Origin of the sequence: Persicimonas caeni (assembly GCF_006517175.1) — a bacterium.
In the GTDB taxonomy this organism is placed as follows: domain Bacteria; phylum Myxococcota_A; class Bradymonadia; order Bradymonadales; family Bradymonadaceae; genus Persicimonas; species Persicimonas caeni.
This window is the reverse complement of the sequence record NZ_CP041186.1, coordinates 2,039,000-2,064,603: the sequence shown is the minus strand read 5'-3', so window position 1 is coordinate 2,064,603 and position 25,604 is coordinate 2,039,000. Positions and strand designations below refer to the sequence as shown.

Here is a 25,604-nt window from a genome sequence, read left to right as displayed (position 1 = left end):
GGTTCGACAGCTGACGCTATTTATAAAGGAGTTCCAAAATGCCCAACCGCGCACTCATCGTCGTCGACATGCAATACGATTTCATGCCCGACGGCGCGCTGCCGGTCGAAGGCGGCTACGAGCTCGTCTCGACGATCAATGAATTGATGACCCATTTCGACCTGGTGGTCGCCACCCAGGACTGGCACCCCGCCGAGCATCGAAGCTTCGCGTCGAATCACGAGGACCAAGAGGTCGGCGACGTCGTCGAGCTCGAGGGGCTCGACCAGCTCCTGTGGCCCGACCACTGCGTGCAGGGCACCCGCGGCGCCGAGTTCGTCGACAAGCTCGACATCGAGCGCATCGACCAGGTCTTCCAGAAGGGCGTCGACACGCACTACGACAGCTACAGCGGCTTCTACGACAACGGCCACAAACGGGCGACCGGGCTGGGGACTTTTCTGCGCGAGCAGGGCGTCGAGCGGGTGTACGTGGCCGGCGTGGCGACCGATTATTGCGTCAAGTACACCGTGCTCGACGGGTGTCGCGACGACTTCACCACCTACGTGGTGCTCGACGCGTGCCGCGGCGTGGCGATGTACCCCGGCGACATCGAAGAGGCGGTCGTCGAGATGGTCGAGGCGGGGGCGGAGATCTGTGGGGCGCGGAACGTGGGGGATTGAAACGGGCGGGGATTGAAGACGTGTAGCAGGGCAAGGTCTCCTCTCCACCCTTCGCGCAGCGAAGGGAAGGAGAGGATTAAGGAGAGGCCTCCTCTTCCACGTAGCCGAAGGCGAAGTGGAGGAGGACCGAGGAGGAGGAAAAACGCGCGTCGGTGAGGCCTCTCCCTCGGTCCCTCTCCACTTCACTTCGTTTCGTGGAAAGGGAGGCCTCTCCTCGGTCCTCTCCTTCCCTTCGGGCGGAGAGGAAGATGTCGGTTTATTGCGCCGACTTACTATTGCGCAGACTTCTTATTGCGCCAACTTCATCGAATCAGCAAACTCCTGCGCCTTCTTCTGCGCCTGCTCGGCGCCCGAGGCGCGTACCTGGCAGCACACGGCGACGGTGGCCTGCTGGCTGAGCTTCTTGAAGTGGTAGCTCAGCCGCCACTCTTCGCCGTCGAGCTCGTAGGAGAGTTCGACCCACGGGGAGCTCGAGCCGGTCTCGTCGCGTAGCAGGGTTTGGTCGCCCACGGCCAGCGCCTCGGCGTCGGGCACGTTTTCCGAGGGCATCGGCCCGCGCACGTAGATCATCGAGCCGTCGTGGCCGATGAGCTCGAACGGCCAGGTCGTCTCTTTGTCGGTGGTCAGCAGGTTGTAGCCGGTGACCCAGCGCGCTCGATAGCCCTTCGAGCTCTTCAGCTCCCAGTGGCGCGTGCTCGAGCCGGCCGAAATGTCGGCCATCTCGCCTAGATCTTCCGACTCACCGAGCACCACGCGGGTGGCGTTGTCCGCCTGCTGGAGCACCCAGCCTTCCATGCCGTCTTCTTCGAGCTTGACCTTCTGGAAGTCGCCCGAGCCCGATTCGTCGCCGGGGGCGACCAAGACCTTCTGACCCTCGCCGCCGGGGCGAGCGACGATGATGGTGTCGGGCGCCGGGGCCTGCTGGGGCGCCAGCCGGCCGAGCTGCACGGGGTGGTGAAGGACGATGCGCGTTCCGTAGCCGTTCAATTCGAGCATGGATTCTCCAGCTTATGCTGTGGTGGTTCGCTTACTCAGTGACCCGGCTTCGCTGCGCTACGCCGGGGGCTATCAAAAGGGCGGGATCCGCCCTACGGGCTCGGCTTGTTTTCTACCTTTCAGAATTGCTTGACGCCGAGCCATACCGCGAGGTCCTGTTGGGCCTGTTGGCGCAGGTGGCTCGGGTAGTTGGGGTTATAGTCGATGTCGACGTCGTCGAGCTGATTGACCTCTTGCCAGGCGATGCGGCGGATCTCGTCGGAGCTCGAGTCGAGCGCGGCGACGAGCCACTGGTCGCTGTAGTCGGGACGCTGGTTCTTCCACCACTGGTCCCAACTCGACGCGGAGGCCGAGAAGTCTTGCAGGGTGATGCGGCGCAGCGCTTTGTGCGCCAGTTGCGCGGTGCGTCCGGACTTGAACTTGAGCACGTCGATGAGCGGCTCGATGGACGGGATGTCGCGGCAGTGGCCCAGCGTCTCGATGGCGATGGACTGGCGAAACTCGTCTTTGGGGTCGGCGAGCTCGCGGCGCAGCGGCTCGAGCACCATGTACTCGAAGGCGCGCACGTCGCGTAGCCCGGCGATCACGCGCTGGGCGATCTGGCGAGTCTGTCGATCGCGGTCGAAGAGGCGCTCGAAGATGCGCTCGACGTCGTCTTCAGCCGGCAAGCGCGTGTACAGATAAGTCGCGTAAAAGCGCAGGTCGATGCTGGCGTCGTCGATATAGTGACGGGTCACCTTGAGCCCCGGCTCGCCCAGGGCGGCCAAGGCGTACAACACCGGGCTGTGCTGCTCGACCGGCGGCAGATTGCGTGTCTGGAACTGGTAGCGGTCCACGAAGAGCCGCCCCGGAAAGAGGCGTCCCAGCGTCTTGACCGCACGTTCGCCGAAGCTGGCCACGTAGCGCGCCGCTTTGAAGGCCTGGTCGCGGTTCGACGAGTCCATCAGCGCGATCGCTTTGCGCACGCGCGCCTTCTCTTCGGCCGTGATCGGTCGGTCGGCGGGGCGACGCGGCGGCTGGGCCTCGGCCTGACGCTCGCGCTCGACGCGCGCCTGGCGCTGCTTCTCTTCACGCTCGAGGGTGCGATGGTAGGCCTTTTTGGCCTCGCTGAGCACCGAGGTGTCGAGCTGCAGGGCGTTGGTGTGCTCGATGTCGGCCAGGGCAGGGGCCTCGTCGGAGTGCGAGCTCTGGCCGTAGTTGACCTCGGCCATCGAGCGCGGATCGACGCTGAGCTTGAAGACACCGGTGGTCACCCCGACGTCCTCCTCTTCAGGGGCGTCGTACAGGTCGCTGATCTCGGTCTCTTCGCTGACGTTCGAGTGGTCTTGCTCGACGGCCGGGAAATCGCCCGTCGACGGGCGAGCCTTGCCCGAGAACGCATCCTCGCCGGCCAAAAAGCGCTCGGCCGAGAACCCGCCGGCGTCGGCGTTGATTCGCTGCTGGGTGCGTTTGTTGACCTCGACGGGCTCGAAGCCCGCGCTCATGCCGAAGGCGAGCTCGTCGTCGTTGTCGACGTTGTCAGGGACGTCGTCGTCGCTGGGCGGCTTTGTCAGCGGGGGGATGCGCTCGTCGACCGGCGGAAGTTTGTCGCGCTTGCCGAGGCGTCGGATGCGCTGGTACTGGGCGCCGACCTGGTCGCAGACTTCCTCGAGCTCCCAGAACTTCAGCGTGATCGCATCGCTGGAGAAGGACTGCGAGTTCGGGTCGATGCGAATGGGCTTGCCGATGAGCACCCATTCGGTGCCCGGGCCGACGGTCACCGGCTCGCACAGGATCTCCTCGTCGATCTCCTCGCCCAAAAACTGCAGCACACGCTGCAGGCCGAACTCTGCGGGGGGCGCCGCCAGCGGGTGACCCTCGGCCAGCGCCTTTTTGACGCGCGGGGTGGTCGCCGCCGGAAGCTGCAGCTTGCGAAGTCGCGGGGTCTTGGCTTCCTCGTCGACGTGGGCGGGCCAGCCTTGCAGCACGAACGGGTGAAACGCGCCTTTGCGAAGCCGCATCAAGATGCGGTGGGTCATGTATTCACGCGCAAAACCGATCAGGGCGGCCATCAATGCCTGCCGGTCCCAGCAATGTGCGATGAAGTGTTCGACCCCCTCCTTGGTCCACTCGTGCTCGAGAATGCGATCGATGTCGTTTGCCATGTGCTGCCAACTACAGGTTCGAGTTTCGAACTGTGAGCCTACGTGACTGAGCCGGTCAGGTAAAGACTTTCACCTCGGCCTCGCCTGCCTTGGCTCCCTTTGGGAGCTGCCAATAGTGAGAATTGAGCGCCCGGAGGCGGTGCCGTCGCCTCGGTTTGCCCACTTCTTCCGTGCGTCTATGCTCAACGTAGGAGTGGCGGAAGGTCTTGAGATCTTTCCGGAAATGCGAACTTTGTGATCGCACGACCACGACGCACCGAGATTGAGCGTACAATCTCGACAGTGCGAGATTGAATATACAATCTCACGCGCAGGAGGAAGCCATGAGTACCGCAGGAATGGGAGAAGGAATGGTTCCTTCCGAGAGGGGGGAGCATCGCGAGGAAGCATACGAACGCACGTATCGACACCGCGACGAAGGCGTCGAGAAGGAGACCGCCGAGGTTGTCGCCGGAGGCTCGACCCTGGAGGTGATCGCCGGCGCCGGCGCCATTACCCTGGGTATTCTGGGCTTGGCTGACGTGCTGCCAATCCTCTTTGTGACCATCGCCATCATCGCCATTGGTGGCGGCTTGATGTTCGCCGGGGCGAGCATTGGCGCGAAATACCGCGACATCCTTCACTCGACCGGCGACCGTCACTCGTCGGCCAACCTCGCCGAGACGGGCGGAGGCATCTCCGCCGAGACCATCGGCGGCGCCGCCGGCGTCGCGCTGGGCATTCTCGCCCTGGTGGGCGTGGAGCCCGCAATCTTGACTTCGGTCGCCATCATCGTGCTCGGTGGGGCGATGATGTTCGGCGCCGGAGCCACCAGACGGCTGTCGCACTTGGTCATCGAGACCTCGGGTGCGGCGATGCACAAGCAACGCGTGGCCAGCGAGTCGGTCAAAGGCGCCGCTGCCATGCAGACCGTGGCTGGCCTGGGCGCAGTCGCCCTCGGTATTTTGACCCTGGTGGGCATCGGTGAGCAGGTCACGCTCAACCTGGTCGCAGTCATCGCCCTGGGTGGCGGTCTGCTGATCAGCGGGCTGGCCATCGGGGCCAAGATGATCACCGCGCTCTACGGTGATCGAAAGCGCGGCGAGCACCGCGGCGGCGAGTATCGCACGTATCGCCACGAGCCGGAGTATCGTTCGGCCGAGTAGTGCAACCAGTAGATTGCACACATGTAGGTTCAACACATGCGTAGAGCGGGTCGTGGGCCTTCCACGACCCGCTCACCATGCGTAATTCGCTTCAAGAATTGCCGACGTGAAGTCGCGGCGCAGGTAATAGCCGCGCGGAAGCGTCAGGATCGACCCACCATCGCGCCCCGGCGCCCACGTCAACTTACCCGAGTGGGCTGCTTTGGGGCGAATCTGTAGGTACTGGCCGTCCGCAGCGGTCAGATCTTCGATAAACCCGAGGCGAATCGTCTCGGTATGAGCCTCCCAGTCCTGCCGCAACGCCTCGCCAAGATGTCCTTCGGGGGACCACAGGATCGCCTGACCCACCGGACGCTGGGGGATGGGCATCTCCTCGACGAGCGCCACAGGCACCCACAACACCCGCCGAAGCTTCTTGAGCACCCGGGAGGTCTCCCAGGTGAGCTCTTCGATGTCGGCCAGCGGCACCCGACACACGTAGGTGGTCTCGCGCGGCAGGCCGTCGGCGCCGATGGGCAGGGTCTTGAGCTCGACGCCCACCTTCTCGAAGTCGGGGGCAGGGCGGTTGCCCGCGCTCGCCCCCAGGCACGTCTCGATGAGCCGTCCGACCCAGCCCTTGGCGCGGCGAAAATCATCGGGCACCTCGATATCGTGCATCGCGGCGAGCTCACCGAGTGTGCGCCCGGCGATGCGGTCGGCCCGCTCGAGGAGTTCTTGTTCTGTGGTCGGTGGGGATAGATCCATGTCGCTCGTGTCTCGACCGGTAGCGTCTCGGCGAAGCTTGGGGCAGTTTGCCGCTTGCACGGTCACACGTCCAATGCTAAACGGCCCGCGGCATCTGGAGATCGGCGCCGCACGCGGTTCCGAGCTACAGAGCGCCCCTAAAAATCGAGCGGCCACACAAGCTGATTACACGCTCCTGTTCTGGGAGCGGGTGAAATGAATGGAGGCCGGCATCCCGCGCATAGATTGCGTGGTATGCCGGCCTTTTTTGTTTGCTGACCTGTACGTGGAGACGACGACCATGGACTTTGGACTGATCGCAGACAATCTGCTCAATCCGCCCATTTTGTTCTTTCTGCTGGGCTGTCTGGCGGCGTTTAGCCGCTCCGACCTGACCATCCCGCAGCAACTCTCCAAGTCGCTGGCGCTCTACTTGCTGCTGTCCATCGGCATGCACGGCGGCTACGAGCTGAGCAAGAGCGGCATCACCGCCGATATCGCCCTGGCGTTGGGCGCGGCGATGCTCATGGCCATCGTGGTGCCCATCTACTCGTTTTGGATTCTGCGTATTCGGTTCGACCTGTATAACGCCGCGGCGCTGGCGGCGGCCTACGGGTCGATCAGCGCGGTCACCTTCATTACGGGCGTCTCCTTTTTGAACCAACTCGACGTCGCCTTCGGCGGGCATATGGTCGCGGCGATGGCGCTCATGGAGTCTCCGGCGATCATCATCGGCGTGCTGCTGGTGCGCATGGGCGCCGGCAAAGACAGCGACGAGCCCCTCGATTGGTCCGAGTTGCTCCGCGAGGCGTTCCTCAACGGCTCGGTCTTCCTGTTGGTGGGCAGCTTGGTCATCGGCTTCATCACCGGGGAGCCGGGCTGGAAGGCGATGGAGCCGCTGACCGGCGACCTGTTCAAAGGCGTGCTCGCCTTCTTCCTGCTCGACATGGGCCTGGTGGCCGCGCGTCATATGGGCGACCTCAAGAAGGCAGGTCTCTTCCTCGTCGGCTTCGCCATCGGCATGGCCCTGCTCAACGCCGCCATCGGCATCGGCCTGGCGCGCCTGTTGGGCTTCGGCGCGGGCGATGCGCTGCTGTTCACGCTGCTCACCGCCAGCGCCTCGTACATCGCGGTTCCGGCGGCCATGCGCCTGAGCGTGCCCGAGGCCAACCCGAGCTTCTATATCGCCGCTTCGCTGGCGGTGACCTTTCCCTTTAATATCATCGTCGGGATTCCGCTGTACTATCAGGTCATCGACTTCTTCTGGAGGTGAGCATGCGCGCGGTCAAACGAATCGAAATCGTCATCGACTCCCTACAAATCGACCGGATGGTCGAGCTGCTCGACGACGCAGGCGTCTCCGGCTACACGGTGCTGCCCAACGCGCGAGGGCGCGGACGGCGCGGGGTACGCTCGGGCGACGAGATCACCGGCGCCCTCGAGAATATCTACGTGATGACCATCTGCGAGAGCGACAACCTCGACACCGTGCTCGCCGCGATCCGCCCGCTGCTCGATCGTTTTGGTGGGATGTGCGTCGTCTCCGACGCGGAGTTGATGGAGGCTTGAGAGGGGCGCCTGCGGCGTACGACCGCGCCGCAGGCGCCAAGCCTTACTCGCCTTGGCCGAGTGAGTAGGCGCGCCGTCCGTCGAAGGTGTAGAGGTGCTCGGTCTTGATCACATCCCAGCCGGCTGCGTGCAGGCTGGAGAGCAGCTCGAGGATATGATCGAAGGTGGTCGTCTCGCCTTCGATGGGTAGGAAGCGGCAGCGCCAGTGGTCGGTGTGGAACGTCTCCGGGAAGCCGCCCGGGTAGACCTTGACGCCGCGGTTGGTGATCATCTTGAGCTTCCAGTTGTCCGCGGCGGCCTCTTGCAGCCCGCGGCCGATGACCTGCGCGTCGCGGCCCTGCTCGTCCCAATCGATAAAGACGTCGATGCCCATGAGCGCCTTTTCGGTGCGCGGGGTCGGGGTGTGGGGCACCGAGACGCCACCCTTGCGGTACTTGGCCGCCGGGAGCTTCGAGGGGCGCTCGCCGAGCCGATCGATGATCGCCTGGGTGAACGCCAGCGTACCCGCCTGATGGGTGCTCGTGTCGGGGTGGTAGATGTCGGCGGTGTGGATGCCGCTCTCGAGCGTGGTCAGCCAGGCGTTGGCGATCGTCTCGGCGATCTCGGCTTCGCCCAGGTGCACGAGCATCTGGATGGCGCCGTTGAGCAGGCCGGAGGGGTTGGCAACGTCTTGGCCGGCGATGTCGGGCGCCGAGCCGTGGACGGCTTCGAACATGGCGATATTCTCGCCGACGTTGGCGGAGCCGGCCAAGCCCACCGAGCCGGCGACCTGCGAGGCGATATCCGACAAGATGTCGCCGTACAGGTTCTCGGTGACGATGACGTCGAACTGCTCGGGCTGGGCGGCCACGCGCGCCGCGCCGATGTCGATGATCTGGTGGTCACTCTCGATGTCCGTGTACTCCTCGGCGATCTCCTCGAACACCCGATGAAACAGACCGTCGGTATGTTTCATGATGTTGTCTTTGGTCATGCAGGTGACCCGGCGGCGGCCGTGGGCACGCGCATATTCAAAGGCAAACCGGACGATGCGCTCGGTGCCCGGGCGGGTGATGAGCTTGAGGACCTGGGTGACCTCCGGGGTCTGCTGGTGCTCGATGCCGGCGTACAGGTCTTCTTCGTTCTCCCGCACGATCACCAGGTCCATGTCCGGGTGCGCCGAGTCGACGAACGGCGTGTAGGCCTTCGACGGGCGCACGTTGGCGAACAGGTTGAGCGACTTGCGGATGGTCACGTTCAGGCTCTTGTACCCGCCGCCCAGCGGCGTGGTGATCGGGGCCTTGAGGAAGACCGGGTTGCGTCGGATCGTGTCCCACGCCTCCGGGGCGATGCCCGAGGTGTGGCCTTGCTCGTAGACCTGCTTTCCGATGCTGATGTACTCGTAGTCGAGCGGAGCGCCGGCTGCTTCCAGGATGCGCAGGGTCGCATCCATGATCTCGGGACCGATGCCGTCGCCGCGAGCCACGGTGATGGTGGTTTTGACCTTCGACTCGGTTGCCGAAGACTGCTTATCGTTGTCGAGGGTCGGGTTTTTGACCATTCCGTCATAGAGCTGAGTCATAAGAACCTCATATCGTCATGTGAAATAAAAAAAGCCGATCTGCGACGCAATGATGCGTCCCAAATCGGCTTACTTTCGCTACACCCACTCCCCCTACGGGAGCGTGTGCTTGGCTCGTCTGCCTTGTCTATGTGCTCGTGAATCGGCCCCGCAATTTTTGCGGTGCATTCTCCCCGAGGCTCCTCCAAGCCTTAGCGCAATCGGTTCGTCGGCGCAATAGCCGTCTTAAAAACAAACCTAATCACGACAAAATTGATCGCCGAGGTCGATCAAGACGTCGGCAACGTCGCCTCCAGGTCGCGGTCGAGGCTGAACACAAAGATCCGCTCGCCGGTGCGCGTGCTGATATCGGTGTGGATGCTGACGACTTCGGCGTCGACGTTCTCTTCGACGAGCCCGGCCAGGGTGTGGCTGGCGTTTTCGATCAACCGCGAGCGCATCTGCTTGATGAGGCCGACGCCGCCGGTCTCTTGGCTCAGTTGGTGCTCGGCGGGGCTGAGGATGCCGGTCAGTCGCACCAAGATCACGTCTTGGAGGATGAAGGTGCGGGCCTGCTTGGGTCCGCGACCCAGGTGATCACGCTCGAATTGGCTCAAAGCGGCGGTGATCGCCGCTTCGAGTTGGCCTTTGGTCTTCGCCATCGTCAAGTCCTCGATGCTGCAGATAGCTGTCGACGCCCGGCACTTTATCTGCCGGGCGCTTGGTCGACTCAATCTACATCATCTCGGTGTCGATGTCGCTTCCCTTGAAGGTGACCGCGTAGTTGGGCAGGTCGGGCGCCAGATACGACACGGTGGCGGCGGCTTGCTTCTTGGCCAGCGTGTTGATTTCGGCCAAGAGCTCCTTGCGCGTCTCCGGATCCTCGGGGACCACGCCGGGCATATCGGCGAGCATCTCGAGGTCGCGCATGCGCTTGTAGCGTCGGGCGGCCTCGTGGTTGGCGAAGATATGCGGCCCGTCGGGGCTGGAGCACACCGCGGGGACCTCCGCGTCGGCCTCGAGCTCGTCGGGCGTCTCGAAGTTGATGATCGCCGATTCTTGGTGATCTCCCTCCAAGATCGTCAGGTCGGCCTCCGGGCGTCCACGCCACAACATGTGATGGAAGGCGCGGATGGTGTCTTCGACGAGTTCTTTGCGCACGTCATACTCGTCGATATGCGACAGCATCGTCTTGAGGTGGCCGCAGCCGACGTGCTTGGGGTCGACGAGCAGGTCGGCGAGGACCTCGCGCACCCCCTCGGGCGGCTCGAGGAGCAACGCGTCGATGCTCTCGGCGGCGTCGAGCGCTTCGCGAAGGGCGTCATGTTCGCCCACCGTCTCGGTGAGCGCGTCGAGCGCGTGGCGGTCGGTGTGCAAGTAAAACCGGCCGTAGCGGTCCATATAGTGGCTGAGGATGGCCTCGACGCGTTCGGCGTCGAAGCGCGCGTCACACACCTTTTCGAGGCCACCCAGCATCAGGATGAACTCGCCGGCGTCGCCGCCAGGGGCTCCCAGCACGCAGCCGTTATGACGCCCGTCGATGCACGACAGCTCGGCATTGGCGGTCAACTCCGCCACAGACACCCAATGCAGGGTCAGGTTGAAATCGTCGAACGACGGTTTGGTGCGTTTATTTGACATAGTGGTCCTCTTCGCGATGGGTCGGGGCTACTCGAAGGCGGCATCCGCCCCCTTCTTTAGTATCGTGTTTTCAAAGGTCGTGCCAAGCCCTCCCACCGCTCGAATCCGTGCGTGTTTCTCGGGTGCTTCGACGCCTCGTTTCAATTTGTTCAAACGCAGCGAAACCGCCTGCTACACGGCCTGCTGCACGGCCCGGGGCAACCCTGCGAAAGCCTGTTCGGGGCCCTGATTTTCAAGTTGGCACGCGGTGTGCAGTTGTACCCGGTGAGCGCCGCGACGGACTCGCCGATTGCGACAAGCCGCGTCGCCCATAACACAAACCGATTTATTAGAACGCGTTGATCGAAACCTTTGTCGGGAGTTCGCCGTGAATAAAAAACTCGCGAAATACATTCCCGCCCTGCAGTGGCTGAGTTCCTATAACCAAAAGGACTTCCGTGGTGACCTGGTCGCAGGTCTGACCACGGCCGTAATGCTCATCCCTCAGGGCATGGCCTACGCCATGTTGGCGGGTCTTCCGCCGATCATTGGCCTTTATGCTTCGACCGTACCCCTGATCGTGTACGCGCTCTTCGGTACGTCTCGCCAGTTGGCGGTGGGTCCGGTGGCGATGGTCTCGCTGCTGACCGCGGCCGGCGTGGGCGCGATCGCCCAGGGCGGCACCGAGGCGTATATCATGTACGCCATTTTGCTGGCCCTGATGGTCGGCGTGATGCAATTCGGAATGGGCTTGGCCCGCATGGGCATGCTCACCAACCTGCTGTCGCACCCGGTGCTGGCCGGCTTTACCTCGGCAGCGGCGTTGATCATCGGCTTTAGCCAGCTCAAGCACATCTTGGGCCTCGATCTCGAGCGCAGCAACCACATCCACCAGATCTTGATGCAGGCGTTCGCCCAGATCGGCGACACCCAGATCTACGCCCTCATCATCGGTGTGATCAGCGTGGCGCTGTTGGTGGTGCTCAAAAAGTACAAGCCGATGTGGCCGCGTGCGCTGGCCGTGGTCGTGCTCGGTACCCTGACGGTGTGGGGCTTTGGCCTGCACGAGCAGGGCGTGGCCATCGTGGGCGACGTGCCCGCCGGGCTGCCCAGCTTCGCCATGCCCGAGATCTCTTGGGACGCCATGGGCGAGTTGTTCCCCATCGCCCTGACGATCGCCCTGGTCAGCTTCATGGAATCGATCGCAGTCGCCAAGAAGGTGGCCCAGCGTCACGGCTACGAGATTGACTCCAACCAGGAGCTCATCGGCCTGGGCGCGGCCAATATCTTCGGCTCGATGTTCGGCTCGTACACGGTCACCGGTGGGTTCTCGCGTACCGCGGTCAACGACCAGGCGGGCGCCAAGACGGGCATGGCCGCCATCATCACCGCAGTGGTCATCGGCCTGACGCTGATGTTTTTGACCGGCATGTTCTACTATCTTCCCAAGTCCGTGCTCGCCGCCATCATCATGACCGCCGTCTTCGGGCTCATCGATGTCAAAGAGGCCAAGCACCTGTGGAAGGTCAACCGCAGCGAGCTCGCCCTGATGGGCATCACGTTCGTGGCTACCCTGAGCGTGGGCATCGAAGAGGGTATCTTGGTCGGCGTGGGCGCCTCGATGCTGTGGTTCCTCTACCGCACCACCAAGCCGCACGTGGCCGTGATGGGACGCCTTCCCGACACGACCGTGTACCGCAACGTGGAGCGCTACCCCGAGGTCGAGACGGTCGACGGGCTGCTGACGGTGCGCATCGACTCGCAGTTCTACTACGGCAACGTCACGTTCCTCAAAGACACGCTGCGTAACCTGGAAAAGCAGATGAACAAGCCGCTTCGCGCGGTGATTCTGGACGGCGCGGGCATCAACCAGCTCGACTCGTCGGCCGAGACGGCCCTGCACCACATCGTCGAGGAGTACCAGGAGCGCGGCATCGGCTTCTACTTCGCCGCCCCCAAAGGCCCGGTGCGTGACATCATGAAGCGCGCCTCGCTGTGGAAGGCTCTAGGCGAAGATCATATCACCTACACGGTCCACGAGGCGGTCGAGAACGCCGTCGAGGACTATATCGACGGCGAGCCCGTCCGGCGCACCGGCGCCGAGCGGGTCCAGCGCGCGGCCAAAGATGAGGACCTCGAGTCCTCTCCCTTCGCCGAGCCGGTCAAATCGCCGGCCTGAAGGCTCGAAGAAGACTTGAAAAGCGCCACGCGCGCAGGTTCGCATCCCGAGCGATGCACACGAGGAGAGAACGATGAGTACGAGACAACTTCAATTCAAACGCATCTCCAGTGACGAGGACGCCTCGTTTCTGATGCCCGGCCAGCAAAGCCCGATGACCCTGGTCATCTTCTGCGGTGCCGACGCCCCGGTTGTCAAAAAGGCTCGCGAGCTCTCCGCAGAGCTCGACGTTCCGGAGCAGTGGAGCTTCGCGCTGGTCGACCCCGAGGCCGCCTCGGAGACCACGCGCTGGTTCGGCATCAAAGATATGCCCGCCATGGGCGCGGTATGCGACGGCGCTTTGCTGGCCCTGGAATACGAATGCAGCCTCGAGGCCTTCGAACGGTTGATTCACGTGGCCCGGCAGCAATACGCTCAACTCTAACTCGACATAAGACACTTCACTGTTTGTGCCCGATTTCGGCATAGGAGGAAGATAGAAATGGAAAACTTCACACCCATCGCCTCGACTATCGGAGGCTTGCTTATCGGCCTGTCGGCAGCCCTGATGCTGCTCTTTCACGGCCGCATCGCCGGCATCAGCGGCATCTTTCGCGGGGTGCTGCAGCCCAAAAAGGGCGAATTCGCCTGGCGCGCCGCCTTCATCGGCGGACTGCTCGCCGGCGGCGCCGCCCTGGTGTTCATGACGCCTGAATTGTTCGCGGTCAGCATCGACCGCTCGCTTGTCGCCGTGGCCGCCGCCGGCTTGTTGGTCGGCTTCGGTACCCGGCTGGGTAACGGCTGCACCAGCGGCCACGGCGTGTGCGGTATGAGCCGCCTGTCGGCCCGCTCGTTTGTCGCCACTGCTTCGTTCATGACCGCTGGCGCTATCACCGTCTTCATTGTGAATCACCTGCTTGGAGGTGCGGTATGAAATACCTCGTGTCTTTTGGATCTGGACTGCTCTTCGCGCTCGGCCTTGTCGTCGGGGGCATGACTCAACCTGGCAAAGTCGTGGGCTTCCTCGACTTCGCCGGCGACTGGGACCCGAGCCTGGCCTTCGTGATGGGCGGGGCGGTCGTCGCCTACTCGGTGCTGTACCGCCTGATCGTCAAGAAGAAGCGCCCGCTCATGGAGGCGAAGTTTCACCTGCCCACGCGTACCGACCTCGACTGGAGGTTGATCGCCGGCGGCGCCACCTTCGGCGTCGGCTGGGGTCTGGCCGGCTACTGCCCGGGTCCGGGCCTGACGGCCGCGGCGACCCTGAGCACCCCGGCGGTGGTCTTCGTCATCGCCATGATCGGTGGGATGTTCCTGTTCGGCGCCTTCGATAAGGTGGTGCTCAACAAGCGCTCCAAGCCTCAGGAGCCCGAGCAGAACCCTGATTTGGTCGGCGCCCGCGTGCAGGTGCCTTCGGAGAACTAAGGTTACCGAGTGTGCCCTGCCCGATGGTCGGGTGGGGCCTGGCCCGGCGGGGTGCACGGGCGACCGTGCACCCCGTTATTTCCCTGTTTCGAGACAGTGCAACGTGTCGAAACAAAGTGTGACGCCGCTGCCACAACCCGCGTAACAAGGCCTCCAGAAGGCCTTCTGGACGGGGTCGAAAAGTTGGCACGCCCCATGCAGTACTCATAAACGAACACGGATGACTCCTCCGAGTGAGGCGCGTCCCCGAAGACTAAAACATTAACAGTTGAAGGACGTTACTAAGAACTCGGTGACCAGGAGAAAGACGATGGCACAAAGCAATACCAAAGAGGCCCAGTGGGCCGACATCACCAACCGCGCCGGCATCCCCGAAGTCGAGACCGATTGGGTCGCCGATCATTTCGACGAGGTGCGCGTCATCGACGTGCGTGAGCGCGACGAGCTCGAAGGCTCCTTGGGACATATCGCAGGCATCGAGCACGTGCCCCTGGGCGACGTGTGGGAGGCCTCGAAAAAATGGAACTTGGGCGATAAGATTGTCGTACTTTGCCGAAGTGGTGGTCGCTCGGGCCGCGCAGCGCGCTCGCTCGAGACCAATGGATTTACCCGCGTGGCCTCGATGGCCGGCGGCATGCTCAAGTGGAACGACGAGGGGCGTCCGGTCGTCCGGAACCTGTAGTCGACCGCTCGACGAAGAGTCGAAAAGGAACAGCCAATAACGTTAACATCGTGCTGTCTTTGAACTGAAAGCACTCATTCCAACTTAAGGAATCGGAGAACCAACCATGGAAATCAAATCTTTCTTTGACGATCGCACCTGGACCTTCACCTACGTTGTTTGGGACGCCGAGACGCGCGACGCCGTGGTCATCGACCCCGTGCTCGACTACGAGCCGCAGGCATCCAAGACCTGGACCGAGTCCGCTGAAGAAGTGATTGACTTTGTCAAAGGCAAAGAGCTCAACCTCCACTATATCCTGGAGACCCACGCTCACGCCGATCACCTCTCCGGCTCCCAGATCATCAAGGATGCCTTCCCCGAGGCCAAGATCGGCATCGGCAAGCGCATCACCGACGTCCAAGAAGTCTTCAAGGGCGTGTTCGACCTGCCCGAAGACTTCGCCACCGACGGCCGTCAGTTCGACCTGCTCCTCGAAGAGGGCGAGACGCTGAAGGCCGGTACCATCGAGATCGACACGATCTACACCCCGGGCCACACCCCGGCGTGCGCGACCTACAAGATCGACGACGCCGTCTTCACCGGCGACGCGATGTTTATGCCCGACATGGGCACCGGTCGCTGCGACTTCCCGGGCGGCAGCGCCGAAGATCTGTACGACTCGATCCAGAAGCTGTACGAGCTTCCCGACGACACCCGCGTGTTCGTGGGCCACGACTACCAGCCCGGCGGTCGCGAGGTGAAGTGGGAGTCGACCATCGCCGAGCAGAAGGCCAACAACGTCCAACTGCCCGAAGGCCGCTCCAAAGAGGAGTTCGTCAAGTTCCGCACCGAGCGTGACGCCACGCTCGACGCGCCCAAGCTTCTCTTCCAGAGCGTGCAGGTCAACGTCGACGCCGGTAAGCTCCCCGAGCCGCACGCCAACGAGGTGCGCTACCTGCGCATCCCCATCAACGTCTTCAAGCCCCAGCGCGACGAAGGCGAGACGGAGCTCGAGGAGGTCTAAACTGCAGCCCATCGGAGGCAGGGCTTCCAACCCTGCCTCCGATCGCTCAGCCGTACGTCTCTTCGAGGTAGGCGACGATGTCGTCTGACTCGTACATCTCTTGGCCGGTGTTAGGATCGGCCAGGTAAGGAACAAGCATTTTGCCGCCCCGTTCGACGAGTTCGGGGCGGCGCTTGCTTTTCTTGGCGACGTTCTTGACCAGCGCGTCCAGGCCGAGCTCGTCGAGCGTCTCGCGCACCTTGCGGCAATACGGGGAGGCCTCGAAGTTGTAGAGGACGAGCATCTCGTCGGGCTTGGGCTGATCGTTGGCCCCGCGGCGAAGGCGCGCGCCGCGGTGGCGCAACAGCCCGGCGGCGACCGCCGTGGCCGTGTTGATGGGCGAGGCGAGCTTGCCCAGCGTGCTGCGCCCGCCGCCGTAGGTCTGGGCGAGGTAGTCGATGATGTCCTCCGACTCGAACATCTCGGCGCCGGTATTCGGGTCGACCAGAAACGGGAACTGCTCTTTGCCGCCCTTCGAGCGCACGAAGGCGCGGTTTTCGCCCTCACCCTTGGTACAGGGGCGCGAGACGTACTCCAGGTCGAGCTCGCTCAAGACCTCGCGCACCTTGCGGCAAAACGGGCACGCCTCGAAGTGGTACAGCTCGATCGGCTCTTCGGGCCGCGGCGGGTTGGCCAGCGCGTGCGGGGTGACCATCAAGCCGCGGCCTCCGCGGGCGACCGAGACGAGAAAACTGTGGGCGTTATTGAGGGTCGAACTCATCGAAAACCTCCAGCGTTGGTTGTCCGTTCTGCGATTGACGTGCATAACGTAGCAAAGCACCGCCAGATTGTATGCAACGATGGGAGAGCCGCGCGTGCAGCTACCGAAACAGCCCTGGTCGCAATCGAGCGACGATGTCTTGGAGAACCTCGACGTCGTCGCCGAGCGAGGCCTTTCGTCGAAGGAAGCCATGCGTCGGCACGACGCGTTCGGCGCGAACGTCCTCGAGACGGCGCGCCCCAAGAGCGTTTGGCGCGTCCTCTACAATCAGTTCGAGAGCCTGGTCGTCCTGCTGCTTTTGGGCGCGGCGGTCGCCGCGTTTGCCTTCGGCGAGTACGTCGAGGGCGTGGCCATCGGGGTGGTGATCTTCATCAACACCGCCATCGGCTTCTTCATGGAGCTGCGCGCGGTGCGCTCGATGGAGGCGCTGCGCACGATGGCCCAGACCTCGTCGCGGGTGCGCCGCGACGCCGAGGCGGGCATGCTTCCGGCGCGCGAGCTGGTCCCCGGCGACATCGTCGAGCTGCAGGCCGGTGACGTGGTCAGCGCCGACATGCGCCTCGTCGGCTCCCAGAACCTGCAGGTCGACGAGTCGGTGCTCACCGGTGAGTCGGTGCCCGTCGAGAAGCAAGACGCGCCCATCGCAGCCGATGCGGTGCTCGGCGACCGCACCAACATGCTCTTCAAGGGCACCGCGATCACCCGCGGGCAGGCCCAGGCGGTGGTCACCGCCACGGGCATGGCCACCGAATTGGGGCGCATCACCGAGCTCGTCCAGCACGCCCAGAAACACGAGACCCCGCTCGAGGAGCGCATCGACACGCTGGCCCGAAAGCTCGTGTGGGTCTGCCTGGTGCTCGCCGGGCTCATCGCGCTCATCGGGTTTCTCCAGCAAAGACCTACCCTGCAGGTCATCGGGACGGCCATCGCGCTCGCCGTGGCCACCATCCCCGAGGGCCTTCCCATCGTGGCGACGATCGCGCTGGCCCGCGGCATGTTCCGCATGGCGAGGCGCAACGCGCTCGTTCGAAACCTCGCCGCGGTCGAGACCCTGGGCTCGACGAGCATCGTGTTGACCGACAAGACCGGCACGCTGACCGAGAACCGGATGACCGTCGACGGGTACGTTACGCCCGCCGGCGCCCCCAGGGCGACGTTTGCGCAGGGCGCGGCGACCTTCGCGCAAGACTCCACGCCCGTCGACATCGAGCAAAACCCGCCGCTGAAGGCCGCCCTCGAGATCGGCATGTTGTGCAACGGCGCCGAACACGCCACCGAGGGCGACCCGGACTCGCCGCTGGTTGGCGATCCGGTCGAGATCGGCTTGTTGCAGGTCGCCACTGCCGCCGGCTTCAACCGCGAGGAGCTTCGCCGGGCGTATCCGGAGACGCGCGAGGAGTCGTTCGACGCCACCGTCAAGATGATGGGGACCTTCCACAAGGTCGACGGCCGGTATCGCGTCGCCGTCAAAGGCGCCCCCGAGGCGGTGCTGCGGAGCTGCACGCAGGTGATGACCCCCGGCGGGCAGGTCGAGGCGCTCTCCGACGACGGGCGCGCCGACTGGCTCGTCCGCGCCGACGACTTGGCCCAGCGGGGCCTTCGTGTGCTCGCGCTCGCCGAAAAGTGGGTCGACGACGACGCGGTGGCGCCCTACGAGGGGCTCGTCTTCGTGGGGCTGGTCGCGTTCATCGACCCGCCCCGAGACGACGTGCGCGACGCGATCGCCGAGTGTCACGGCGCGGGCATCCGCGTGGTGATGGTCACCGGCGACCACCCGGCCACGGCGCTGCACATCGCCCAGCAACTGCAGATGGCCGACGAGACCTCCGAGGCGGTCACCGGCGCCGAGCTTCGCCGCTGGGACAAGACCGCGACCGCCTCGCCGGCTCGTCTGGTCGACGCGCCGGTCTTCGCGCGGGTGAGCCCCGAGCAGAAGCTCGACCTGGTCGAGCTGCACAAGCGCCAGGGGGCGGTCGTCGCCATGACCGGCGACGGCGTCAACGACGCCCCGGCGCTCACCCGCGCCGACATCGGCATCGCCATGGGCCAGCGCGGCACCCAGGTCGCCCGCGAGGCCTCCGACATGGTCCTGCAGGACGACGCCTTCTCGACCATCGTCCACGCCGTCGAGCAGGGGCGGATCATCTTCGACAATATCCGCAAATTCGTCGTCTACCTGCTGTCGTGCAATATCAGCGAGCTGTTCGTCATCGCCGTCGCCTCGCTCTTCTTCGCCGACTTGCCCCTGCCGATCACCCCGCTGCAGATCTTGTTTCTCAACCTCGTCACCGACGTCTTCCCGGCGCTCGCGCTCGGGCTGGGGGAGGGCGAGCGCGGGATTCTCTCGCGGCCCCCCCGAGACCCTGCCGAGTCGGTGCTCACGCGCGAGCACTGGCTGCGCATCTTCGGCTGGGGCTCGGTCATCACGCTTGTGGTGTTGGGCGTGTACGCCTCGGCGCTCTACCAGCTCGACCTCGGCCCGGAGATGGCCGTGACGATGTCGTTTTTGACGCTGGCGTTGGCGCAGCTATGGCACGTGTTCAACATGCGCGGGGCGGGCTCGAGTCGCCTGAAGAACGACATCACCAAGAACCGGTGGGTGTGGGGCGCGATCGCGTTGTGCATCGTGTTGACGCTGGCGGCGGTCTACATCCCGCCGCTCGCCGAGGTGCTCGACGTCGTGCCGCCCACGCTCGAGCAGTGGGCGATTGTGGTGGGGGCGAGTTTGGTGCCGGCGGTGTTGGGGGTGATTCGCAAGTGAGGTCGAATCGAGGGCAAGAGGCCCCCGCACCGAAAATGAAGCTACGGCGCCAACATATACGCCAACGCCAACCCCAGATAATTCCCCACCGCGTAGCCGACGATGCCGGCCGTGAGCCCCGACAAGATGACTTGCCGGTTGTCGATCGCCTCGGCGATAGGGCCGACGAACGCCGGGCCGTAGACCGCGGCGGTCGAGGTGATGAGCAGGGTGTCGACGTCGACGCGGAAGAGGCGGGCGAGCACGAAGTGCAGGGCAATGGCGCCGGAGATGACGACCACCGTGTAGACGAGCATCGACGAGCCCGAGGACATCAGCGCGCCGATGTCGGTTCGCGCGCCCATGGCTACGCAGAAGACCAGGATGAGGTAGTTGCCGAGCTCGTAGCTCCCCTCGAGGTTGCGCACCTTCGGCCACATCGAGCCCAGGATGCCCGCGGTGGTGATGCCAAGGAAGATGCCGGCGACGGCGAGCTCGCCGGCGACGAGCAACGTGGCGCCGGCGCTGATTGCTAGCGCCAAAACGCTCAGACCCAATCCGGCGAGCATCTGCGGCCAGGCTGCCTTCAGGTCCAGCGGCGCGTCGTCTTCGGGAGCAATCGGCTCGGCCTGCTGTTGCTCGTCGGTCGGCTTGTAGGCCGGAAAGACGTGCTTGAGGATCGGCTTGGCGACGGTGAGCAAGAAGAGCAGATAGACGCCGCCCACGACCAGGTCGGCCGCGTTCAGCAGCGCGAAGGTCTCCGGCTTGGCGTCGAGCGCCATGCCGATGCTCATCAGGTTGGGTGTGCCGCCGGAGTAGACGCCCATGAGCATACCCGAAACCTTCCAAGACTCTGCGACCAAATCACTGAAAAACTGCGCCGTCAGAAACGACGAGGCGAGCACCGCGACGACCGTGCAGACAAACGAGATCACCGCCGGGCGGCTCTGGGAGAGCCAAGCACGGAAGTCACTCGAGAAGAGCACCAGGGGGATGGCCAGCGGGATGGACGCCTCGGTGGCGATCTTGGCCGTCTCGGCGTGCACCTCGAAGACCGGGCTATTCACCAGCGCGATGCCGGCGAGGTAGCAGAACACCACCGGATTCAAGACCTCGAAGAGCCGGTAGCGCTTGGCCAATTCGATGGCCACCAACGGGATGGCCACGAAGTAGAGGATCTGTAGGGCAATCGAGAGCATGGGGACTCAGTACTTCCAGTCGACGGCGAATTGGCTGGCCAGGTAGATCGTGCCCTCGCGGTTGGGATGGCTGAACCAGTAGCCGCCCAGTCCCACGAGCTTCATCTCGCCGCCGGCGAGCATGCCCGGAAGCTTCCACATGCCCAGCAGGGTGGGCATATCGCGCGACAGGTCGGTCTCGATCGTCTCGGCGTGCTCCCAGCGAAGGCCGGTCAGCAGCCAGGAGTCGTCGAAGGTGAAGACGTAGGCGAGCATCGGCTGGATCATCCACATCTGATCGGTGGGGGCGAGCAGAAAGTCGAAGGTCGACTCGTAATAGTCCTGCTCGACGTCCATGTCGATGTAGCGGTACTTGAACGGCACCATCGCCACGACGTTGCCCACCTTGGCCTGCAGCTGTGCGGTCGCGTCCAATAGCAGGCCCGAGGCGGGGTTGCCCTCGCCGGGGTCGCCGCCGATGACGTCGGTCGACCAATCGGGGTTGGTCGGATCGTCGGGGTAGTGCAGGTAGCCGAAGGTGCCGAAATAGTGCAGCGACTGCGCCTGCAGCCGAAGCTTGAGCACCGCCAGCGGCACCGCCTCGACATACGCGCCGCCCCAGAAGTTCGACGGGCTCGAGTTGGTGGCCGCGCCCAGCTCGACGTAGGTGTTCTTGAGCAGCAGCGACTCGGAGTCGAACAGCTTGATGTGGTAGCCGGCGTCGAGCGCGAGCTGGGTGCCGATGGGGATGGCGCGCAGCGCGAACGCCGAATGGACGTGCAGGTGATTGCCCTCTTTGTCCGGCTTCTCCTCGACCACCTCGGGGGTGGGCGCCTTTTCGGGCACCTTCTCTTGAGCGGCGGCCGTGGCGGCGAACGATAGACTGGCGAGCAGTAGCGAAGCGGTCAGGAGCACGGTGCGTGCTGCCGGGGAAAAAGAGCGCATGGGGCACCTCGATTGATCGTTGGAGTCTGGCGATGCGGCCAGCTTACTGCACGCAAGCTTTACACGCCAGCTTCGAATGACGCTACAACGCACGTGTTTAACCGCTCGGTCAAACGATGGTTGCAAAGCGAAGGGAGACGTACGAGATTGGGGGCGTACAGAGACTACAACTTACGAGGAGAACTCATGAGCGACTCGGTGAACATCCCAGAAGAGGGCATCGCCAAGGACGACATTCTCGAGGCGATGCGCGGATACCGTGAAGGCGACGCCGACTGGAAGGCGGGGCGGACCTGGAGCCTGGTCTATTACGCCGGCGAGGAGCATTACGACCTGCTCAAAGAGGCGTACACGATGTTCATGAGCGCCAATGGGCTCAACCCGATGGCGTTCAAGAGCCTCAAGCGCATGGAGGCCGAGGTCGTACGCATGACCGCGGGCATGCTCCACGGCGACGAGGAGGTCGTGGGCACGATGACCTCGGGGGGCACCGAGTCGATCCTGATGGCCGTCAAGGCGGCGCGCGAGCGCGCGGGCTTTTTGCAAAAGTGGCCGATGCGCCCCGAGATCGTCGCCCCGCGCACGATCCACCCGGCGTTCTCCAAGGCGGCGCACTACTTTGGCGCCAAGATGCGCTACGTCGAGCTCGACGAGGACTACCGCGTCGACGTCGACGCGCTCGAAAAGGCGATCGGCCCGCGCACGATGCTCGTGGCCGCCAGCGCCCCGCAATACCCGCACGGCATGGTCGATCCCATCGAGGAGATCGCCCAGATCACCCGCAAAAAAGGCGTGCCCTTTCACGTCGACGCCTGCTTCGGCGGGTTCATGCTGCCGTGGGTCGAAAAGCTCGGCTACGACGTGCCCGTCTTCGACTTTCGCATCGACGGCGTCACCTCGATGTCGGCCGACGTGCATAAATACGGCTACGCCGCCAAGGGCGCCTCGGTCGTGTTGTACCGCGACATGAGCTACCTGAAGCACCAATTCTTCGTCGAAACCGAGTTCCCCGGCGGCATCTACGCCTCGCCGACAATGGCGGGCACGCGCCCCGGCGGCGCCATCGCAGCGGCCTGGGCGGCGATGCGCTCGCTCGGCGAAGACGGCTATATGGAACTCGCCAAGGGCGCGATGGACGCCAAAGGCGAGCTCGTCGAAGGGATCGAGGCGCTCGACGCCCTCGAGATCTTGGGCAGCAAGCACGCCACGGTGGTCTGCTTTCGCTCCAAGGACCCGGGCGTCGACACCTACGCCTTGGCCGACCAACTCCAGGAGCGCGGCTGGGCGTTCGACCGCCAACAAAAGCCGGCCAGTCTGCACTGCACGGTCAACGCCCACAACGCCTCGGTCATCGGCGAGTTTCTGGCCGACCTCGAAGAGGCCGTCGAGCACGTGCGCGCCCACCCCGAACTCTCCAGCGAGGGCGACGCGGCGATGTACGGCATGATGGCCAAGATCCCGGTGCGCTCGGCGGTCAAGATGAGCGTGCGCAAGGTCATGGAAGAGATGTACGGCAAGAACGCCGCCGAGCCTGACCTGGGCTCCATCACCGGCGACGAGGACTCCGACTGGATGCTGCAGCTCGTCGGCCGCTACGGCGACCGCGTGCTCGACGTGCTCGACGAGGTCGATAACGTGCGCAAGCGCGTTACGCGGATGATCTTGGGCTAGTGGTGGATGGCGCGGATGTGCTGATGAGGTGATGGCGCGGATGGCGCTAATCGCGGATGCCTCCATTGCCATGCCGACCGCATCCGCCCGTCATCACCCCCATTCGTGCTCATCTCTGTCCAGTCATTCATTGGGTTCGGGCTAGAGCAACGTGCTCGCGAAAATTGTGAGCGGGTCGATCGAACGGGGCAACGGTCCTGCAGACTTCGCAGGGCAGTCGATCGAGTGGGGCAATGCACTTGCAGTTTTTGCGAGGGTGTCGATCGAGCGGGGCGAGGCGACCGCGAGAATTGTGAGCGGGTTGATCGAGCGGGGCAACGGTCCTGCAGACTTCGCAGGGCAGTCGATCGGGCGGGGCAACGGTCCTGCAGACTTCGCAGGGCAGTCGATCGGGCGGGGCAACGGTCCTGCAGACTTCGCAGGGCAGTCGATCGGGCGGGGCAACGGTCCTGCAGACTTCGCAGGGCAGTCGATCGGGCGGGGCAACGGTGTCGCGAAAGTTGCGAGGGTGTCGATCGAATGGGGCAATGGCCTTGCTGACCTCGCAAGGCAATCGATCGAGCGGGGCAACGGCGTCGCGAAATTGGAGAGAGGGTCGATCGAGCGGGACGGCGCGAACGCAGGCATTGCGAGTGGGGCGCCCGGCGTCGGTCAGGCGGCCCGAAAGACCCCGGCGGGTTTATCCCGCCCGGTGAATGAGCCTGTGAAGCTAGTGGGGTGACACCACTAGACCTCCCCACGCCCGCCATGACGGCATAACGATGCGTCTACCGACGAAATTCGCCGGCATGGGCGCTGCGGATTTTCTTGTGATTGTGATCGGCTAACGGGCAAAGCCCGCCCCGTTTTGAAGCCACCTCGGCCAGGTCACACGCAGAACGCATGCCTGACCCGACGCCACGACTTACAAGCTACAACGACGTCGCTGCGGCACTCCCATGGCACAGGCCCATCTTCACGCCACCGCTAACTTCGACGCTCCTACGAACCCGCACCGGGCAAATCCGACAACCCCGCCACTGCACGAAGACGAAGCTGCCGGCTCGGCCTCCGCCGAGCGCGTCGAAGAGGTACAGGCCGACATCTCCTCGAAGATACGCTCGTTACGAAAGCTCTGTTTTGCGGATCGGGAAACCGTTCCGCCGCAGACCAAGCCCACCGGCTCAGCCACCTGGCGGTGGGTTAACGCTGACTACGACCCACCCGCCCGTTTCAAATTTGTGGGGAAATTCGTGGCCACGATACATCCACCCCTCATTACGGTTTTCGGCAAAAATCGAAAATCGTTGCGTACTTTTTGCCAAGATCGGGTCGTGGCGGGCCGTACGGGGCGAATTTTTCTGGTTTCCCGTATCGCCCGACAACCCAAGACGCACGACCCGAGACCCCAAGACCCCAAGACCCCAAGACCCGGCCGCAGGCCCCAGGCTATTCGTCCGCCCAACGCGCCACCACCGCCTGCAGGCCGTCGACGACCAGCGCGAAGCGCGTGTAGTCGAGGGTGTCGGGGGTGTCGGTGTCCATGTGGTAGTGCGGATTGCGGTAAAACGCGGTGTCAGTGACCATGACCGCCGGGTAATCTTCCTGCCAAAACGCCCAGTGATCCGACAGGCTCACGCCGGGCACGAACGCCGGGGCGGCCAGTCCCTCGGAGGGGAATTGGGCGTGTTCGCGAAACGCCCCGATGCTGTCGGTCACCGCCTCGCGGTACGGCAGGCACGACACGAAGGCGATGAAGTCGCCGCGGTCGGGATAGAACATGCTCAGCATCGGCGGGTACTCCTGGCTGTCCGGCTCGGTGGAGTAGTAGCCGAGCATCTCCAACGACAACATCACCACGATCTCCTCGCCGCGCTCGCGGGCTCGGCGCGCATAGACCCAGCTTCCCATCGCCTCGGTGTGGAAGTAGGGCGCTTCTTCGTTGGCGAACAGCACGAACCTGACGGTGCGTCCGGGCCGGCTGTCGGCCATCAGGCGCGCGAGCTCGAGCACGCCGGCCACGCCGCTGGCGTTGTCGTCGGCGCCCGGTGTGCGCCCGGCGGTGTCGTAGTGCGCGCCGACGACCACGATCTCGTCGGGGGCGGTGCGCCCCGCTAGCTCGACCTCGATATTCTCGAACGTTTGGCCGCGGTGCTCGTAGGTCTGCACCCGGGAGGTGTATCCCATGAAGGTGAGTTGCTGGCGCAGGTAGTCGGCGGCGCGGGCGTAACTTTCGGGGCGGCCGGCATAGCGCGGGCCGATGCTCGCGGCGAGGGCGGTCACGTGTGTGCGCAGGTTGGTGGAGAGTTGTTGCTGCGGCTCGTCGAGCTCGGGCAGCGGGCCGTCGTAGGATGTCCCGGGCATCCACATGATTGCGATCGTCAGTGCGGAGACAGTGAGCGCGAGGATCAACCCGACGACGGCCACCCCGAGGCCGATACGGCGCCATGTCGATGCGCGGACCCTCATGCATTTGATGGTCCGCGCCGGAGCGTGCGTGTCAACTTGATACGAACGAGGGCAAGATGCCCCCGCACCGAGTGAACGAGGGCAAGATGCCCCCGCACCGAGTTGGCGAGGGCAAGATGCCCCCGCACCGAGAGTACGAGGGCAAGATACCCCCGCATCGAGAGTACGAGGGCAAGATAGCCGCGCGCTGAT

The 25,604-nt window shown here is 64.2% G+C and carries 23 protein-coding genes; 13 read left to right on the top strand and 10 right to left on the bottom strand.

Annotated features, from left to right (window positions below; translation table 11 throughout):
* Positions 1-38 precede the first annotated feature (38 nt).
* Positions 39-662, top strand: coding sequence for a bifunctional nicotinamidase/pyrazinamidase (gene pncA / locus FIV42_RS07720; protein WP_141197114.1), 624 nt, complete (start codon positions 39-41; stop codon positions 660-662).
* Positions 663-950: 288 nt separating this feature from the next.
* On the opposite strand, the gene FIV42_RS07715 is transcribed toward pncA, so the two are convergent.
* Positions 951-1,658 (bottom strand): hypothetical protein, encoded by a 708-nt coding sequence (locus tag FIV42_RS07715; protein WP_141197113.1) that lies wholly within the window; start codon positions 1,656-1,658, stop codon positions 951-953.
* A gap of 119 nt (positions 1,659-1,777) precedes the next feature.
* Positions 1,778-3,802, bottom strand: coding sequence for a HEAT repeat domain-containing protein (locus tag FIV42_RS07710; protein ID WP_141197112.1), 2,025 nt, complete (start codon positions 3,800-3,802; stop codon positions 1,778-1,780).
* A gap of 323 nt (positions 3,803-4,125) precedes the next feature.
* On the opposite strand from FIV42_RS07710, the gene FIV42_RS07705 reads away from it, so the two are divergent.
* Positions 4,126-4,947 (top strand): hypothetical protein, encoded by an 822-nt coding sequence (locus tag FIV42_RS07705; protein WP_141197111.1) that lies wholly within the window; start codon positions 4,126-4,128, stop codon positions 4,945-4,947.
* Between the two features lie 72 nt (positions 4,948-5,019).
* Here FIV42_RS07705 and mutH read toward each other — a convergent pair whose 3' ends face one another.
* Positions 5,020-5,691: a DNA mismatch repair endonuclease MutH gene (gene mutH, locus FIV42_RS07700; protein WP_141197110.1), complete on the bottom strand. Its 672-nt coding sequence runs from the start codon at positions 5,689-5,691 to the stop codon at positions 5,020-5,022.
* A gap of 280 nt (positions 5,692-5,971) precedes the next feature.
* On the opposite strand from mutH, the gene FIV42_RS07695 reads away from it, so the two are divergent.
* Both FIV42_RS07695 and FIV42_RS07690 read left to right on the top strand, forming a co-directional pair.
* Positions 5,972-6,943, top strand: a complete 972-nt coding sequence (locus tag FIV42_RS07695; protein ID WP_141197109.1) for a sodium-dependent bicarbonate transport family permease — start codon at positions 5,972-5,974, stop codon at positions 6,941-6,943.
* A gap of 2 nt (positions 6,944-6,945) precedes the next feature.
* Positions 6,946-7,239 (top strand): P-II family nitrogen regulator, encoded by a 294-nt coding sequence (locus FIV42_RS07690; RefSeq protein ID WP_141197108.1) that lies wholly within the window; start codon positions 6,946-6,948, stop codon positions 7,237-7,239.
* A 43-nt stretch (positions 7,240-7,282) separates the two neighbouring features.
* On the opposite strand, the gene FIV42_RS07685 is transcribed toward FIV42_RS07690, so the two are convergent.
* The 3 genes from FIV42_RS07685 to FIV42_RS07675 all read right to left on the bottom strand — a co-directional run bounded on the left by FIV42_RS07685 (position 7,283) and on the right by FIV42_RS07675 (position 10,420).
* The gene (locus FIV42_RS07685) at positions 7,283-8,779 is read right to left on the bottom strand and encodes an NADP-dependent isocitrate dehydrogenase (protein ID WP_141201298.1); all 1,497 of its coding nucleotides are present in this window, start codon (positions 8,777-8,779) and stop codon (positions 7,283-7,285) included.
* Positions 8,780-9,069: 290 nt separating this feature from the next.
* Positions 9,070-9,441: a DUF2294 domain-containing protein gene (locus FIV42_RS07680; RefSeq protein WP_141197107.1), complete on the bottom strand. Its 372-nt coding sequence runs from the start codon at positions 9,439-9,441 to the stop codon at positions 9,070-9,072.
* Positions 9,442-9,514: 73 nt separating this feature from the next.
* On the bottom strand, positions 9,515-10,420 hold the full coding sequence (locus FIV42_RS07675; protein WP_141197106.1) for a hypothetical protein: 906 nt from the start codon (positions 10,418-10,420) through the stop codon (positions 9,515-9,517).
* Between the two features lie 367 nt (positions 10,421-10,787).
* Between FIV42_RS07675 and FIV42_RS07670 the strand changes: the two genes are divergently transcribed.
* The 6 genes from FIV42_RS07670 (at position 10,788) to FIV42_RS07645 (ending at position 15,670) form a co-directional block, all read left to right on the top strand.
* The gene (locus FIV42_RS07670; protein ID WP_141197105.1) at positions 10,788-12,578 is read left to right on the top strand and encodes a SulP family inorganic anion transporter; all 1,791 of its coding nucleotides are present in this window, start codon (positions 10,788-10,790) and stop codon (positions 12,576-12,578) included.
* 73 nt (positions 12,579-12,651) lie between these two features.
* Entirely contained in the window at positions 12,652-13,002 is a 351-nt protein-coding gene (locus tag FIV42_RS07665) for a hypothetical protein (RefSeq protein WP_141197104.1), read from the top strand.
* 57 nt (positions 13,003-13,059) lie between these two features.
* Positions 13,060-13,491, top strand: a complete 432-nt coding sequence (locus FIV42_RS07660; RefSeq protein WP_141197103.1) for a YeeE/YedE family protein — start codon at positions 13,060-13,062, stop codon at positions 13,489-13,491.
* Entirely contained in the window at positions 13,488-13,982 is a 495-nt protein-coding gene (locus tag FIV42_RS07655; RefSeq protein ID WP_222615408.1) for a DUF6691 family protein, read from the top strand. Before FIV42_RS07660 ends, FIV42_RS07655 begins: the two co-directional genes overlap by 4 nt.
* A 310-nt stretch (positions 13,983-14,292) precedes the next feature.
* Complete coding sequence (locus tag FIV42_RS07650; RefSeq protein ID WP_141197102.1) at positions 14,293-14,664, top strand: rhodanese-like domain-containing protein; 372 nt, start codon at positions 14,293-14,295, stop codon at positions 14,662-14,664.
* A 106-nt stretch (positions 14,665-14,770) separates the two neighbouring features.
* Positions 14,771-15,670 (top strand): MBL fold metallo-hydrolase, encoded by a 900-nt coding sequence (locus FIV42_RS07645; protein WP_141197101.1) that lies wholly within the window; start codon positions 14,771-14,773, stop codon positions 15,668-15,670.
* Positions 15,671-15,716: 46 nt separating this feature from the next.
* Here FIV42_RS07645 and FIV42_RS07640 read toward each other — a convergent pair whose 3' ends face one another.
* Positions 15,717-16,430 (bottom strand): glutathione S-transferase N-terminal domain-containing protein, encoded by a 714-nt coding sequence (locus FIV42_RS07640; protein ID WP_168210489.1) that lies wholly within the window; start codon positions 16,428-16,430, stop codon positions 15,717-15,719.
* Positions 16,431-16,524: 94 nt separating this feature from the next.
* On the opposite strand from FIV42_RS07640, the gene FIV42_RS07635 reads away from it, so the two are divergent.
* On the top strand, positions 16,525-19,191 hold the full coding sequence (locus tag FIV42_RS07635) for a cation-translocating P-type ATPase (RefSeq protein ID WP_222615407.1): 2,667 nt from the start codon (positions 16,525-16,527) through the stop codon (positions 19,189-19,191).
* Positions 19,192-19,232: 41 nt separating this feature from the next.
* Here FIV42_RS07635 and FIV42_RS07630 read toward each other — a convergent pair whose 3' ends face one another.
* Together FIV42_RS07630 and FIV42_RS07625 are read right to left on the bottom strand one after the other, a co-directional pair.
* Positions 19,233-20,369 (bottom strand): DUF819 family protein, encoded by a 1,137-nt coding sequence (locus FIV42_RS07630; RefSeq protein WP_141197098.1) that lies wholly within the window; start codon positions 20,367-20,369, stop codon positions 19,233-19,235.
* A gap of 6 nt (positions 20,370-20,375) precedes the next feature.
* Positions 20,376-21,293 (bottom strand): hypothetical protein, encoded by a 918-nt coding sequence (locus tag FIV42_RS07625; protein WP_141197097.1) that lies wholly within the window; start codon positions 21,291-21,293, stop codon positions 20,376-20,378.
* A gap of 186 nt (positions 21,294-21,479) precedes the next feature.
* Here FIV42_RS07625 and FIV42_RS07620 point away from each other — a divergent pair, with 186 nt between their 5' ends.
* Positions 21,480-22,964: a pyridoxal phosphate-dependent decarboxylase family protein gene (locus FIV42_RS07620; protein WP_141197096.1), complete on the top strand. Its 1,485-nt coding sequence runs from the start codon at positions 21,480-21,482 to the stop codon at positions 22,962-22,964.
* A gap of 1,428 nt (positions 22,965-24,392) precedes the next feature.
* Here FIV42_RS07620 and FIV42_RS07615 read toward each other — a convergent pair.
* Positions 24,393-25,307, bottom strand: a complete 915-nt coding sequence (locus FIV42_RS07615) for a M28 family peptidase (RefSeq protein WP_222615406.1) — start codon at positions 25,305-25,307, stop codon at positions 24,393-24,395.
* Between the two features lie 161 nt (positions 25,308-25,468).
* On the opposite strand from FIV42_RS07615, the gene FIV42_RS31110 reads away from it, so the two are divergent.
* The gene (locus FIV42_RS31110) at positions 25,469-25,603 is read left to right on the top strand and encodes a hypothetical protein (RefSeq protein ID WP_281285802.1); all 135 of its coding nucleotides are present in this window, start codon (positions 25,469-25,471) and stop codon (positions 25,601-25,603) included.
* Position 25,604: the final 1 nt, after the last annotated feature.

Excerpts from the sequence above, each read along its gene's own strand:
- FIV42_RS07705 (WP_141197111.1), top strand. The coding sequence starts at position 4,126 with ATGAGTACCGCAGGAATGGGAGAAGGAATGGTTCCTTCCGAGAGGGGG.
- FIV42_RS07640 (WP_168210489.1), bottom strand. The coding sequence starts at position 16,430 with ATGAGTTCGACCCTCAATAACGCCCACAGTTTTCTCGTCTCGGTCGCC.
- FIV42_RS07645 (WP_141197101.1), top strand. The coding sequence starts at position 14,771 with ATGGAAATCAAATCTTTCTTTGACGATCGCACCTGGACCTTCACCTAC.
- FIV42_RS07655 (WP_222615408.1), top strand. The coding sequence starts at position 13,488 with ATGAAATACCTCGTGTCTTTTGGATCTGGACTGCTCTTCGCGCTCGGC.
- FIV42_RS31110 (WP_281285802.1), top strand. The coding sequence starts at position 25,469 with ATGCCCCCGCACCGAGTGAACGAGGGCAAGATGCCCCCGCACCGAGTT.
- mutH (WP_141197110.1), bottom strand. The coding sequence starts at position 5,691 with ATGGATCTATCCCCACCGACCACAGAACAAGAACTCCTCGAGCGGGCC.
- FIV42_RS07685 (WP_141201298.1), bottom strand. The coding sequence starts at position 8,779 with ATGGTCAAAAACCCGACCCTCGACAACGATAAGCAGTCTTCGGCAACC.
- pncA (WP_141197114.1), top strand. The coding sequence starts at position 39 with ATGCCCAACCGCGCACTCATCGTCGTCGACATGCAATACGATTTCATG.
- FIV42_RS07675 (WP_141197106.1), bottom strand. The coding sequence starts at position 10,420 with ATGTCAAATAAACGCACCAAACCGTCGTTCGACGATTTCAACCTGACC.
- FIV42_RS07710 (WP_141197112.1), bottom strand. The coding sequence starts at position 3,802 with ATGGCAAACGACATCGATCGCATTCTCGAGCACGAGTGGACCAAGGAG.
- FIV42_RS07695 (WP_141197109.1), top strand. The coding sequence starts at position 5,972 with ATGGACTTTGGACTGATCGCAGACAATCTGCTCAATCCGCCCATTTTG.
- FIV42_RS07650 (WP_141197102.1), top strand. The coding sequence starts at position 14,293 with ATGGCACAAAGCAATACCAAAGAGGCCCAGTGGGCCGACATCACCAAC.
- FIV42_RS07625 (WP_141197097.1), bottom strand. The coding sequence starts at position 21,293 with ATGCGCTCTTTTTCCCCGGCAGCACGCACCGTGCTCCTGACCGCTTCG.
- FIV42_RS07680 (WP_141197107.1), bottom strand. The coding sequence starts at position 9,441 with ATGGCGAAGACCAAAGGCCAACTCGAAGCGGCGATCACCGCCGCTTTG.
- FIV42_RS07715 (WP_141197113.1), bottom strand. The coding sequence starts at position 1,658 with ATGCTCGAATTGAACGGCTACGGAACGCGCATCGTCCTTCACCACCCC.
- FIV42_RS07665 (WP_141197104.1), top strand. The coding sequence starts at position 12,652 with ATGAGTACGAGACAACTTCAATTCAAACGCATCTCCAGTGACGAGGAC.
- FIV42_RS07630 (WP_141197098.1), bottom strand. The coding sequence starts at position 20,369 with ATGCTCTCGATTGCCCTACAGATCCTCTACTTCGTGGCCATCCCGTTG.
- FIV42_RS07620 (WP_141197096.1), top strand. The coding sequence starts at position 21,480 with ATGAGCGACTCGGTGAACATCCCAGAAGAGGGCATCGCCAAGGACGAC.
- FIV42_RS07690 (WP_141197108.1), top strand. The coding sequence starts at position 6,946 with ATGCGCGCGGTCAAACGAATCGAAATCGTCATCGACTCCCTACAAATC.
- FIV42_RS07615 (WP_222615406.1), bottom strand. The coding sequence starts at position 25,307 with ATGCCCGGGACATCCTACGACGGCCCGCTGCCCGAGCTCGACGAGCCG.
- FIV42_RS07660 (WP_141197103.1), top strand. The coding sequence starts at position 13,060 with ATGGAAAACTTCACACCCATCGCCTCGACTATCGGAGGCTTGCTTATC.